The organism is Micromonospora sp. NPDC047756 (genome assembly GCF_055587245.1).
In genome coordinates this window covers 1-12,192 of sequence record NZ_JBVJGQ010000001.1, presented here as the reverse complement: position 1 = coordinate 12,192, position 12,192 = coordinate 1, and the positions used below count along the sequence as shown (strand labels likewise).

The following is a 12,192-nucleotide window of genomic DNA, read 5'->3' as shown; positions in this document are numbered from 1 at the left end:
CCCCACAGTAAGTGCAAGATCGACGGGGTTTTGGTTGGTCTAGACCCGCCACGTCCAGGCGTCGGCGATGCGGGTGGGCGGGCCGTAGAGGCTCTCCAGGGTTTTCCGTAGGGCGTCCGCGTGCGGGGTTTCGTCGGTGAGCGCGACGCAGGAGGCGCCCCAGAAGTCCGCGTCGCGGACGGCTTGGCGGCGCTGCTCGTCGCCGATGGCCGGTTGGTCACCGCGGCGGGCGACATCCGCCAGGAGCGCGGAGGTGGGCTGCTTGAAGGTGCCCATCGCCGCGCCGCCGCCCCTCCCGTAGGGGCCGATGAAGAAGCCTTCCGGCAGCCCGAAACCGGCGTCGGCGGCGGTCGCCCAGCGCATCGGCCAGGGCTCCTTCGGGGTGGGCAGTGGCACCGGGACCAGCACCCCGCCCGGCGGTACGCACTGCCGCCAGTGGCCGCCGGTGACGAATTCCGGCACGGCGGGTCGTCCGGCGGTCGGCAGGGGGGTCGGGAAGATCGGCAGCAGCGCCGCGCCGACGGCCAGCGGCACCAGCCGCCGCGCCCGGCCGGAGCTGCGCAGGGCCCGGTCCACCGCGAGCGCCAGCAGCGTCGCGACGAGCGGCAGCAACGCCAGCGCGAACCGCATCGGCAACGCCCCGTCCACCAACGGCAGCCCTCCGATCAGGGCGTACGGGCCGGGGATCGCCGTCTTGGTACCGCCGAGCACCACCTCCGGGCCGAGCGAGAGCGCCCCCATCACCAGGCCCGCCACGACGCAGGCGAAGACCAGCCGGCGCCGCCCTGCCCAGATCGCGCTCACCGCGGCGACCAGCAGCAGTGGCCAGCCGAGGAACGTGTTGTACTCGGCGGGCCCGGTGGTCAGCCGGGCGGATTCGTCGCTGCCGGCCACCGACAGTGGGGACAGCGCCCACCAACTGCTCAGGTCGGCGGAGAAGTAGGCGGGGGTGAACATCCCGTTGGCGACTCCCTGCGGCCCGGCGAACTGGAACCACAGCGGATAGCCGAGCACCAGCAGGGCGAGCCCGGCGGCGATCGCCAACCCGCCGGCGAACCCGGGAAGCGCCCGGCGGGCCAGGTCCCGGTCCGCCACGGCGTAGCTGATCGCCATCGCCAGCAGCGTGATCGCGGCGAGGAAGAGCACTTCCTCGCCGATGAAGACCTGCGCGCTGACCGCGCCGGCCAGCCCCGCGGCCGAGGTGAACAGTCGCCGGCGGTCCGGCCCGGCGGCTCGGACACTGCCGGCTTCGTTAGGGATGCCGGGCCCCGGGTCGGCCGCCCGCAACAGTCGGACCACCAGCCAGACGATCACCGGCACCAGCCACTGGGCGGTCATGTGCAGGTGGCTGTTCGTCTGCGACACCATGCCGGGTCCGAATCCGCACAGCCCGCCGCCGAGTGCGGCGGCCAGCCGGCGGACGCGCAGCGTCCGGTGGAACAGCAGGTACCAGGCGAGTGCGGTGCCGGCCAGGTTGCCGGCGGCGAGCAGCGCGAAGGTGACCGGCGCGCCGAGCAGCAGGGTGACCGGCGAGAAGACGACGCCGAGGGCGATCACGGTGGTGTTGGCCATCAGGTTCACACCATCGGGAGCGTTGAGCCGGTCGGTGAGCAGGTCGAAGTCGCCGAGCAGCGCGCGGGCGTCCACCGCCAGGAACCACTCGTAGAGGGCCTGGTCCTCCGGGTTGAGCGCCAGGATGCGCCCGCCCGGGTCGGGCCACAGCCCGTGGGTGAGCCAGCCGGCCAGCACCGCGAAGATCACAGCGGCCAGCAAATCCGCCCGATGGCGGCGGACGGCGGCCAGCAGCCGGGTGGCCCGGGGTCGGCGATTGGCCCGATCGGCGAGGCGGAATGCCTGCTCAGGGGCGGCGTCGGGGGCCGTGGGGGCTGCGCTGCTCACGGCATCGACCCTAATGTGGCCAGGCCGTCGGGGTACGCCGGGTCGCCGTAGACCGGCTACGGTGACACTGCACCAGGCGTGTCGGCGCGCCGGTGCCACTCGCCCGGGTGGTGGAAAGGCAGACACGGCCGCCTTAAAAGCGGCTGCCGAAAGGCGTGCGGGTTCGACCCCCGCCCCGGGCACCGGTCGACTCACACATTCTCATCCGTGATCTCCAGGACTTGGCTCTGCCGTTTACTCTTGGAGGGCACGTTCACGTGCAAACGACCCCCTGAGGGAGGCCAGACAGTGAAGACCTCGAACCCGGTGCTCGCCCGGCTCGGCCAAGCGGCCGAGCGGGAGCGCTCCGCCGGGTACGCCCCGGCCGGGCCGTACGGACAGCCCGGCATTCCCCAGCAGTACCCGTCCCAGGCCGACTACCCGGCCGCGCCACCCACCGTGGCGCCGATGACCCTCGACGACGTGGTCGTCAAGACGGTCGCTCTGCTCGGCATCCTCGGCATCACCGCCGCGGCCGCCTGGGTGCTCGTGCCCGACGCACTGGTCGGTACCGCCTGGATCGGCGCGGCAGTCGTCGGTCTGGTGCTCGGCTTGATCATTTCGTTCTCCCGGATGGCCAACCCGGCGCTCGTGATCGCGTACGCGGTCGTCGAGGGTGTTTTCGTCGGCATGGTCAGCAAGGCGTTCGAGACGGCCTACGACGGCATCGTGCTCCAGGCCGCCGCGGCCAGCTTCGGCATCTTCTTCCTGATGGCGATGCTCTACCGGGCGAAGGTCATCCGGGCCACCCCGGCCTTCGTCAAGGGCATGATCGCCGTGATGGTCGGCCTCTTCGCGGTCATGATGATCAACCTGGTGCTGGCGCTGTTCGGCGTCAACACCGGTCTGCGTGACGGCAGCCCGCTGGCCATCGGCTTCAGCCTGGTCTGCATCGTGGTCGCCTCGCTGAGCTTCGTGCTCAGCTTCAAGGAGATCGAGGACGGCGTCCGGATGGGCCTGCCCCAGCGCTACTCCTGGACGGCCGCCTTCGGCATCCTGGTCAGCCTGGTCTGGCTCTACATCGAGATCCTGCGCCTGCTGAGCTACTTCCAGGGCGACGACTGACCTCGTCCGCACTGCCGACCGGCGCCCGTCCCCACTCCGGTGGGGGCGGGCGCCGTCGTCCGCGCCGTTTGCCCGCCGCCGCCGGTCCGCCCGGGGCAGAGTGACTGCGAGGGCAGGTGTCAAAGCCTCGGCCGAGCGGGGCCTTTGACACATGCCCTGGGGGTACGTGGGCGAAGGAGGCGGCGGTGCGCAGCAACAACCCGGTGCTCAACCGGCTGGACGAAACCGGCCGGGTGGAGGCTCGGGTGCTCGGCGCCCGGGACGTCGAGCCGATGACCGTCGACGACGTGGTGGTCCGTACCGTCGGGTTGCTGCTGGTGACCGGCGTGGCCGCGGCGGTGTCCTGGGCGGTGATCCCCGACGCGGTGTGGCTGGGCGCGGCGCTGGCCGGCAGCGCGCTCGCCTCGATCGCGCTGGTCCTGGTCATCTCGTTGCGGGGGATCACCAACCCGGTGCCGATCGTCGGCTACGCCATCCTGCAGGGGCTGCTGCTGGGGGTGGCGAGCCGTACCTTCGAGCAGGTCTATCCGGGCATCGTGGTGCAGGCGGTGGCCGGCACCTTCGGTGTCTTCCTCGGCATGGCGGTGCTCTACCGGGCCAGAGTGATCCGGGCGACGCCCCGCCTGGCCCGCCTGGTGATCGGCACCCTGCTCGGTATCGCCGTGCTGAGCGTGGTCAACCTGGTGTCGTACCTGATCACCGGGCGGTCGGGCCTGGCGGTCTACAGCGTCAGCGGGCAGGTCGGCTGGCTGCCGTACGCCTTCTCGGCGGTGGCCATCATCGCCGGGGCGTTCAGTTTCATTCTCGACTTCGACCTCGTCGAGCGTTCGGTGCGCGACGGCCGGGCCCGTCGGTACGCGTGGCTGAGCGCGTTCGGCCTGCTCACCGGGTTGGTCTTCCTCTACTGGCAGTTGCTGCGGCTGCTCAGTTATCTGCGCCGCTGACCGGCCCGACCCGGACACGGACGGTGTCGGCCGTAGACTCGGCGGCGATGAGCGCAGCGGAGTTGGACAAGGCCGTGCAGTTGCTGGTCCGTCAGATCGCGCACTGGCAGCAGCCCCGGTGGGCGGCGGTCGCGACCGCCGGCAACGTGTCCCGCGCCGACCTGGTGCACCGCCTGGTGCAGGAGGTCGCCAACCTGGCCGCCGACGCCGAGGGGCAGCCCCGTCGGGTGGTGCCCCGGCTCGACAACGACCTGGCCCTGCCCGATCAGCTGCGGGTGGTCACGGCGGACCTGCTGGCCGCCCACCCGGGGCCCGAGGCGCTGGCCCGGGCCGCCGCCGAGGTGACGGCGACCCGCAGCGCGCTCTGAGGGCAGCTCAGCTGAGCCGTTCCAGCACCATGGCCATGCCCTGGCCACCGCCCACGCACATGGTCTCCAGACCGATGGTCTTGTCGTGCCACTCCAGTGCGTTGAGCAGGGTGCCGGTGATCCGGGCACCGGTCATGCCGAACGGGTGGCCGACCGCGATGGCCCCACCCATCACGTTCAGCTTCTCCTCCGGAATGCCCAGCTCGCGGTAGGAGGGGATGACCTGCGCGGCGAACGCCTCGTTGATCTCGACGAGGTCGACGTCGTCGATGGTCATGCCGGCTCGGCGCAGCGCCTGCCGGGACGCCTCGACCGGTCCGAGTCCCATGATCTCCGGCGACAGGGCGGTCACGCCGGTCGACACGATCCGGGCCAACGGGGTGAGCCCGAGTTCCTCGGCCCGCTGGGCGCTCATCACCACCACCGCGGCAGCGCCGTCGTTGAGCGGGCAGCAGTTGCCGGCGGTGATCCGACCGTCCGGGCGGAACACCGGCTTCAGCCCGCCGACCGCGTCGAGGGTCACGCCGGCCCGGGGCCCGTCGTCGGTGCTCACCACTGTGCCGTCCGGCGTGGTGACCGGGGTGATCTCCCGGGCCCAGAAACCGTCGGTGATCGCCTTCTCGGCGAGGTTCTGGCTGCGTACGCCGAACTCGTCCATGTCGGCGCGGGTGACGTCGTACACCTGGGCCAGGTTCTCCGCGGTCTGCCCCATGGACAGGTAGATGTCGGGCACCTCGCCGGCCTCACGCGGGTCGGTCCACACCTCGGCGTCGCCCTGCGCGCGGCGCTTCGAGCGCTGCGCGGCCGTCCCGAAGCGGGGGTTCTCCCAGCGGCCGCCGACCAGGGCCTGCGCCTCGGGCGGCAGCCCGTCGGAGCTGCCCCGGGCGTAGCGGGAAACCATCTCCACCCCGGCGGAGACGAACACGTCGCCCTCGCCGGCCCGGATGGCGTGCATCGCCATCCGGGTGGTCTGCAACGAGGAGGCGCAGTAGCGGGTCAGCGTGGCGCCGGGCACAGTGTCCAGACCGAGGAGGGTGGACACCACCCGGGCCATGTTGAAGCCCTGCTCTCCGCCGGGCAGGCCGCACCCGAGGTAGAGATCGTCGATCGTGGTCGGATCGAGGGCGGGGATCTTGTCCAGCGCGGCCTGGACGATGGTCGCGGCGAGGTCGTCGGAGCGGACGTCGCGCAGAGAACCCTTGTGCGCCCGACCGATGGGGGAGCGGGCGGTGGCGACGATGACGGCGTCGCGGGACGACTCAATCGGCATGGACCAACGTTAACCGCCGGTAACATGGCGCGGAAGAAGCCGGCGCGGCGGGAAATGTCACCCCGGCTAGCGCCGGGTCGTGGCCGCCGCCGCGGCGACGATGGCGGGCAGCAGCGCGTGCGCCCACACCCGGTAGCCGTCGGCGGAGGGGTGGAAGCCGTCCTGGCAGAGCGTCCCGGCGTCGGCCCGGAACACCGGCCCGGTCTCGGTGGCCAGGTCGACCACCGAGCCGCCCGCCTCCAGCACGGCAGTGGTCTGGGCACGGGCCACCCGACGCCCGGACCAGCCGACCACCTGGCGCAGCGGAGGCGCGATGGCACGCACCGCCCCGAGGTCGGGGCAGGTGCCCACGACCACCTCGACGCGCGCCTCGCGCAGGCGGTGCACCGCGGCGCCGAGATAGGCCGCCGCGTCGGAGGGCCGGCGCAGCCCGGTGGCGTCGTTCGCGCCGATCAGGATCAACGCCACGTCGGGCCGCTCGCCGAGCAGGGCCCGGGCCACCTGGGTGGCGAGGTCCGTCGAGCGGGACCCGGAGACGCCGACGCTGGACAGGTGCACCCGGCGGCCGGCCGGGCCCTCGGCCAGCAGGTTGGCCAACTGCCCGCCGATGGTGTCCTCCAGACGGTCGACACCGACGCCCAGTGCCGACGAGTCGCCCAGCAACACCAGCCGCAGCGGGGCAGCGCCCGCCCGGCCGATCGTGGCGCGCAGGGCAAGGCCGAACTCCGGCTCGGCGTAGCGTCGGTGCCGGGCGATGAACGCCTCGCCTGCGAGGACGGCGGCGCCCCCGACAGTGCCGGCGAACAGCGAGATCGCCGCCGCCCGACCCAGTCGGCCGGCGAGGCCGGAGGTCACGCTCCGCGCGCTGCGCTCGTTCATGCCAGTCCCTCCACTGTCGAGGTGTCCGAGGCGGACCCGTGCTGCGGCACCGCGCCGACACCGAAGAACGCCCGTCGGCGCAGCTGCGCCCACCGGCCGGCCGGCCCCCGATCGCGGCCTCGCACCTGGACGCCGCTGACCTCCGTGCCGGCGTGCCGGGCCGCCTCCTGCGCGGCCCTCGGCAGCGACCGTACGCCCTCCCCGAGCGTCGGTGTGACCCGTCGTTCCGGGGTCGCGCCGAGGGCGGAGAGCATCGTCGGCAGGAGCGCCGCGGCGGCCATCGCGTACCCCTCGGCGGAGGGATGGAACCGGTCCCAGGCGAACATCCGGGTCGGCTCGGCCGCGAACCGGGGGCCGAGCAGGTCACCGAGGGAGACCGTCCACCCGCCCGCCTCGACCACGGCCACCGTCTGGGCGGCCGCGAGCTGGCGGCTCCAGCGGTGCGCCAGCCAGCGCAGAGGAGGCTGGATCGGGCGGATCGCGCCCAGATCGGGGCAGGTGCCGACGACCACCTCACACCCCGCGTCACGCAGGGTGTGCACCGCCTCGACCAGGTAGCGCACCGCCAGGCCGCGCGGGGTGCGGTTGGTGATGTCGTTGCCACCGATGAGGATCACCGCGATGTCGGGTCGGCACTCCAGCGCCGCCTCCACCTGGTGGCGCAGCGCCGCCGAGATGGCGCCGACCACCGCGAAGCGGTGCAGCTGCACCGGCCGGTGCAGTCGACGGGACAGACCGGTGGCCAGCAGCGCCCCGGGCGTCTCACGACGGCGGTGCACCCCGTAGCCGGCCGCCGACGAGTCACCGAGCACGACCATGGTGAGCGCCGGGCCGGGAAACTTCGCGCCGTACATCCCGTCGCAGCGGGGCGGCGGTGCCTCGGCCATCGGGATGGTCCGTCGCGCCTGGCGGGCCTGGCCGACCAGCACCCCACCGGTCGCCACCACGGCCGCCGCTGTGGCGCCCGTCCCGATGGCCGCCAGCAGGGCGACGCGCCTGGCCTGCCGCCAGCGCTCATCGGGTACGACGAAACCTGCCACCCCCATATCTCGACATTATCGCGCTGGCCCGACACACCGCTGTCGTCGTGACGGCACCGGGGTGCCTGGAAACCGACGCGACGGGGTACCAGGGTTGCGGAGGCCGGCCGACTTGCGCCGACCCGCCACGCTGATCCGGCGGAGAGGAGCGCGACGATGGGTAAGACACTGAAGCGCAGCGCGGCGTTCACGGCCCTGGCGCGGGCCCTGGCGGCCGGGGCGCGCAACGGGCCGTCGATCGGCACGCGGTTGGCGGCGCTGCCCCGGATGATCAGGGCCACCACCAAGGGGGAGTACGACGGCGGCCTTCGGCTGGCCCTGATGACCGCGGCGACGGCGTACATCGTCTCGCCGATCGACCTGCTCCCGGAGATCCCGCTGGCGATCTTCGGGCTGGCCGACGACGCGGTGATGGTCACCTGGTTGGCTGGCAGCGTGCTCGCCGAGACCGACCGGTTCCTCGAGTGGGAGGCCCGCCGCAGCTCGGTCATCCCCGGGGGGTTGGTGCCCTGACGACACGTACGCTGGGCGGTGAGCAATCGTCTTCCGGCCGCCCACCGCCGGCGCCGCAACGAAGGGCACACCGTGCAGTACTACGACAACGTCGTCGACATGATCGGAAACACCCCGCTGGTGCGTCTGCGTAACGTCACCGAGGGCATCCAGGCCACCGTGCTGGCCAAGGTGGAGTACGTCAACCCGGGCGGCTCGGTGAAGGACCGGATCGCGCTGCGGATGGTGGAGGACGCCGAGGCCGCCGGCCTGCTCAAGCCCGGTGGCACCATCGTCGAGCCGACCAGCGGCAACACGGGTGTCGGGTTGGCCCTGGTGGCCCAGCTCAAGGGTTACCGGTGCGTCTTCGTCTGCCCCGACAAGGTCAGCCAGGACAAGCAGGACGTGCTTCGCGCGTACGGCGCGGAGGTGGTGGTCTGCCCGACCGCCGTCGCGCCGGAGGACCCGCGCTCGTACTACAACGTCTCGGACCGGCTGACCCGGGAGATCCCCGGCGCCTGGAAGCCCAACCAGTACAGCAACCCGGCCAACCCGCGCTCGCACTACGAGACGACCGGTCCGGAGCTGTGGAAGCAGACCGACGGCGAACTCACCCACTTCGTGGCCGGCGTCGGCACCGGCGGCACCATCTCCGGCATCGGCCGGTACCTCAAGGAGGCGTCCGAGGGTCGGGTGCGCGTCGTCGGGGCCGACCCGGAGGGCTCGGTCTACTCCGGTGGCACCGGTCGTCCGTACCTCGTGGAGGGCGTCGGCGAGGACTTCTGGCCGGAGACGTACGACCGGGGTGTCGCCGACGAGATCGTGGAGGTCTCCGACAAGGCGTCCTTCGAGATGACCCGGCGGCTGGCCCGCGAGGAGGGGCTGCTGGTCGGCGGTTCGTGCGGCATGGCGGTGGTCGCCGCCCTGGAGGTCGCCCGTCGGGCCGGGCCGGACGACGTCGTGGTGGTGCTGCTCCCCGACGGTGGTCGCGGTTACCTCTCCAAGATCTTCAACGACTCGTGGATGGCCCGGTACGGCTTCCTCGACAACTCCGGCGCGGAGCCGACGGTGGCCGACGCGCTGGACAGCAAGCCGGGCGGCCTGCCCGAGCTGGTGCACGTGCACCCGACCGAGACCGTCCGCGACGCGATCGACTACATGCGCGAGTACGGCGTCTCGCAGCTGCCGGTGCTCAAGGCCGAGCCGCCCGTGGTGACCGGTGAGGTCGCCGGCTCGATCGCCGAGCGGGACCTGCTCGACGCGCTGTTCACCGGCCAGGCCCACCTGCACGACACGATCGAGCGGCACATGGGCGACCCGCTGCCGATGATCGGCGGTGGTCAGCCGGTGAGCGAGGCGGTGGGCATGTTGGAGAAGTCCGACGCCGCGCTGGTCCTGGTCGACGGCAAGCCCAAGGGCGTCCTGACCCGCCAAGACCTCCTGGCCCACCTAGGAGCCCACTAACCCCCCAACCCCGCCCCCGCCCCGCCCCCTCGCCCCGTCGATCTTGCACTTACTGTCGCCCGAACGCGCTTCTTGTCAGGTTTTGTCCCGACAGAAAGTGCAAGATCGGCGCGGGCTTGAGGGCGCGGGCGAGGGCGGGGGGTTTAGAGGGGGCGGGTGTAGCGGATTTGGGGGGTTGGGGCGGTGCCTATGTGTTCTTCGCGCTCGGCGCCGGTGGGGGTCCAGCCGCCGCGTTCGTAGAAGGAGCGGGCGTGGGCGTTGTCCCGCAGCACCCAGAGCACGGCACGCCGCCAACCCTGCGTCCGCATGGCGTCCAGGGCGTCCACCATCAGGGTGCGACCGACGCCGCGGCCCTGCTCGGCCGGGTCGAGATGGATCGCGTTGAGCAGCCCGGTGGCGGGGTCGTCCTCGTCGTCGGGGCCCAGGTGGCTGAACCCGACCAGCGCCCCGGCCCGTTCGGCCACCGTCATCCGGTGGGTGTCCCGCTCCCAGATCCACCGCTCGACCCAGTACCGCCCCATCGCCTCCGGTGTGGGTTCGGCCAGCGCCTCGGCCGGTACGAAGGCGGAGTACGCGGCGACCCGGGAGCGCTGGTGCAGGGCACCCACCGCCATCAGGTCACCTTCGGTCGCGGGGCGGAGCGTGACGGTCACCCGGCCGAGGCTACCCGGCGGGGCGGAACCTGCACCGTGGTCAGATCCTCGGCGATGATCAGTTCGCCGTCGAAGTGCGCGCGCGCCTCGTCGTGGAACCGGCGCGGGTCGGGATAGCGCTGGGAGAAGTGGGTGAGCACGAGCCGGCGTACCCCGGATTCGGTCGCCACCCGGGCGGCCTGCGCCGCGGTCAGGTGGCCGACCTCGGCGGCGAGCGCGGCCTCCGACTCCAGGAACGTCGACTCGATGACCAGCAGGTCGGCGTGCTCGGCGAGGGCGTACACCCCGTCGCAGAGGCCGGTGTCCATCACGAACGCGAACCGCTGCCCCGGCCGGGGCACGCCCACATCGGCCCGGGTGACGCGGCGTCCGTCGAGGTCCAGGTGCCCGACGCGGATCAGCTCGCCGACGGCCGGCCCAGCGATGCCGTACGCGGTCAGCTTCTCCGGCAGCATCCGGTGCCCGTCCGGCTCGACCAGCCGGTACCCGTACGTCTCGATGGGGTGCCGTAGCCGGCGTGCCTCCAGCGTGCCGCAGCGCAGGTCGATCCGCTGCCCGTCCGCCTCGATGGGCTCGACCCGCAGCTCGGCGGTCTCGTAGAAGGAGGTCGCGTGCCGCAGCCGGGCGAAGTATTCGGCGCCGCCGGCGGGGAAGTGCACAGCGACCGGGTGCGGCACCCGGTCCAGGGAGAGCCGCTGGATGGTGCCGGGCAGGCCCAGGCAGTGGTCCCCGTGGAAGTGGGTGACGCAGATCCGGGTCAGGTCGGTGGCGGTGACGGTGGTGTGCAGGAGTTGGCGCTGGCTGCCCTCACCCGGGTCGAAGAGGATCACCTCGTCGTCCCAGCGCAACACGTACCCGTTGTGGTTGCGCTGACGGGTCGGCGCCTGGCTGGCCGTCCCCAGCACCACCAGCTCGCGCATGGACATGGCCACTCCCGCGGATATGGAGCGACCCCCGGGGCGCTCCGCGCATGTGCGCGGGCCGGCTGGACTTGGCCGGCACCCCGGGGGTCGGGTGGCTGTCGTGGATTCGCCGCACCGCTGCCACACGGTCTCGACGATGGTGCTTGTGCCCGCCTTGCGGCAGGCCGATCACTGTCGAGGACAGCGGCTAGCTGACAGCCACCTCACGAGTCCGATTGCTATACAAGTCTGGACCACCTCCTTTCACGTGTACGGCCACGTTATCGAGTTCTCGTCGGGCTCGGCAACGGATTTCGATCACAGGGCCGAACGGGAATGCCCGGACACCTCCGAAGGTGGCCGAACGACGGTCACTCAGGTGGCGAAGGTCGGGTCGGCGTACCCCATCGCCCTCATCTTCGCGGCGGTGAAGACGATCAGGATCTCGTCGCCCGGGATCAACACGTCGTCCACCTGGGGAAACCGTGGCATGCCGGCGACGAACCACACCGGCCCCGCGTCGAAGTCCAGCCGGAGGGCGGTCGGAAGGCGCACGTCACGCGGCGGGGCGACCACTTCGCCGTCCCACCGCGTGGCGGGCCCGAACGTGAGCGTGTCCCACCGGATCGTCGCGGCCCGGATCGGTTGGCCCAGGAAGGCGTCCCAGCGCGAATCGGCTGCCGGCCCGGCCCGCTGCGACTCGTCCTCATCGAGGTGGCGGGCGATGGGCTCCAGGAACACGTCGACGCCGTACGGGTGGAACGTCGCGTCCCAGGTGATCGTCACCGGGCCGGCTACGGTGGCCAGCTCGACCCCCAGGACGGCGCGGTGCCAGTCGCCGTAGTCCCAGTCCGGGTCGGGGCCGCTGGTGTGCAGGTCCCAGTAGTCGACGGCGAGCAACCGACGGCCTCGCAGGGCGTCGATTCGGCGCTCGAAGGCGGCCCGGACATCGGCCTGCTCGTTGGTCACGGCGGTCATGGTCCCGGGTGGCCCGTCGCTCCGCAATCGGATCGGGGCCGCACAGCCGTCGGGGGGGGGGGGCGCGCCCCCCCCCCCCCCCCCGGGGGGGGGGGGGGGGCCCCCCCCCCCCCCCCCCCCCCCCCCCCCCCCCCCCCCCCCCCAACCCCCCCCCCCCCCCCCCCCCCCCCCCCCCCCCCCCCCCCCCCCCCCCCCCCCC

The 12,192-nt window shown here is 72.5% G+C and carries 11 protein-coding genes, 1 tRNA gene and 1 pseudogene; 6 read left to right on the top strand and 7 right to left on the bottom strand.

Going from position 1 to position 12,192, the window contains the following annotated elements; all coding sequences use genetic code 11:
• Nucleotides 1-39: 39 nt before the first annotated feature.
• Entirely contained in the window at nt 40-1,899 is a 1,860-nt protein-coding gene (locus ACZ6NZ_RS00065) for a hypothetical protein (protein ID WP_465854446.1), read from the bottom strand.
• A gap of 101 nt (nt 1,900-2,000) precedes the next feature.
• Here ACZ6NZ_RS00065 and ACZ6NZ_RS00060 point away from each other — a divergent pair.
• The 4 genes from ACZ6NZ_RS00060 to ACZ6NZ_RS00045 all read left to right on the top strand — a co-directional run bounded on the left by ACZ6NZ_RS00060 (nt 2,001) and on the right by ACZ6NZ_RS00045 (nt 4,315).
• Nucleotides 2,001-2,081, top strand: a tRNA-Leu gene (locus ACZ6NZ_RS00060).
• A gap of 106 nt (nt 2,082-2,187) precedes the next feature.
• Nucleotides 2,188-3,003 carry a Bax inhibitor-1/YccA family protein gene (locus ACZ6NZ_RS00055; protein ID WP_366610326.1) on the top strand — a complete coding sequence of 272 codons (816 nt, stop codon included), beginning with the start codon at nt 2,188-2,190 and terminating at the stop codon, nt 3,001-3,003.
• 185 nt (nt 3,004-3,188) lie between these two features.
• Nucleotides 3,189-3,947, top strand: a complete 759-nt coding sequence (locus tag ACZ6NZ_RS00050; RefSeq protein ID WP_465854444.1) for a Bax inhibitor-1/YccA family protein — start codon at nt 3,189-3,191, stop codon at nt 3,945-3,947.
• A 47-nt stretch (nt 3,948-3,994) separates the two neighbouring features.
• Complete coding sequence (locus tag ACZ6NZ_RS00045) at nt 3,995-4,315, top strand: hypothetical protein (protein WP_465854442.1); 321 nt, start codon at nt 3,995-3,997, stop codon at nt 4,313-4,315.
• A gap of 7 nt (nt 4,316-4,322) precedes the next feature.
• Here the strand turns inward: ACZ6NZ_RS00045 and ACZ6NZ_RS00040 are convergent, their stop codons facing one another.
• From ACZ6NZ_RS00040 to ACZ6NZ_RS00030, 3 genes and pseudogenes are all read right to left on the bottom strand, one after another.
• Nucleotides 4,323-5,585: an acetyl-CoA C-acetyltransferase gene (locus ACZ6NZ_RS00040; protein ID WP_465854440.1), complete on the bottom strand. Its 1,263-nt coding sequence runs from the start codon at nt 5,583-5,585 to the stop codon at nt 4,323-4,325.
• Nucleotides 5,586-5,651: 66 nt separating this feature from the next.
• Nucleotides 5,652-6,464, bottom strand: a complete 813-nt coding sequence (locus tag ACZ6NZ_RS00035; protein ID WP_366610331.1) for an SGNH/GDSL hydrolase family protein — start codon at nt 6,462-6,464, stop codon at nt 5,652-5,654.
• Nucleotides 6,450-7,510 (bottom strand): annotated as a pseudogene (locus tag ACZ6NZ_RS00030) (SGNH/GDSL hydrolase family protein); the annotation flags it as partial. The gene ACZ6NZ_RS00035 and the pseudogene ACZ6NZ_RS00030, both read right to left, overlap by 15 nt.
• Before the next feature lie 150 nt (nt 7,511-7,660).
• On the opposite strand from ACZ6NZ_RS00030, the gene ACZ6NZ_RS00025 reads away from it, so the two are divergent.
• Both ACZ6NZ_RS00025 and ACZ6NZ_RS00020 read left to right on the top strand, forming a co-directional pair.
• Nucleotides 7,661-8,017: a YkvA family protein gene (locus ACZ6NZ_RS00025; protein WP_112582466.1), complete on the top strand. Its 357-nt coding sequence runs from the start codon at nt 7,661-7,663 to the stop codon at nt 8,015-8,017.
• A 72-nt stretch (nt 8,018-8,089) separates the two neighbouring features.
• Nucleotides 8,090-9,460 carry a cystathionine beta-synthase gene (locus tag ACZ6NZ_RS00020; protein WP_465855871.1) on the top strand — a complete coding sequence of 457 codons (1,371 nt, stop codon included), beginning with the start codon at nt 8,090-8,092 and terminating at the stop codon, nt 9,458-9,460.
• A gap of 143 nt (nt 9,461-9,603) precedes the next feature.
• Here ACZ6NZ_RS00020 and ACZ6NZ_RS00015 read toward each other — a convergent pair whose 3' ends face one another.
• The 3 genes from ACZ6NZ_RS00015 to ACZ6NZ_RS00005 all read right to left on the bottom strand — a co-directional run bounded on the left by ACZ6NZ_RS00015 (nt 9,604) and on the right by ACZ6NZ_RS00005 (nt 11,984).
• Nucleotides 9,604-10,113 carry a GNAT family N-acetyltransferase gene (locus ACZ6NZ_RS00015; RefSeq protein WP_366610333.1) on the bottom strand — a complete coding sequence of 170 codons (510 nt, stop codon included), beginning with the start codon at nt 10,111-10,113 and terminating at the stop codon, nt 9,604-9,606.
• On the bottom strand, nt 10,110-11,039 hold the full coding sequence (locus ACZ6NZ_RS00010) for a ribonuclease Z (protein WP_465854438.1): 930 nt from the start codon (nt 11,037-11,039) through the stop codon (nt 10,110-10,112). The genes ACZ6NZ_RS00015 and ACZ6NZ_RS00010 overlap by 4 nt, the downstream gene beginning before the upstream one ends.
• A gap of 351 nt (nt 11,040-11,390) precedes the next feature.
• Nucleotides 11,391-11,984 (bottom strand): hypothetical protein, encoded by a 594-nt coding sequence (locus ACZ6NZ_RS00005; protein ID WP_465854436.1) that lies wholly within the window; start codon nt 11,982-11,984, stop codon nt 11,391-11,393.
• Between the last annotated feature and the right edge of the window lie 208 nt (nt 11,985-12,192).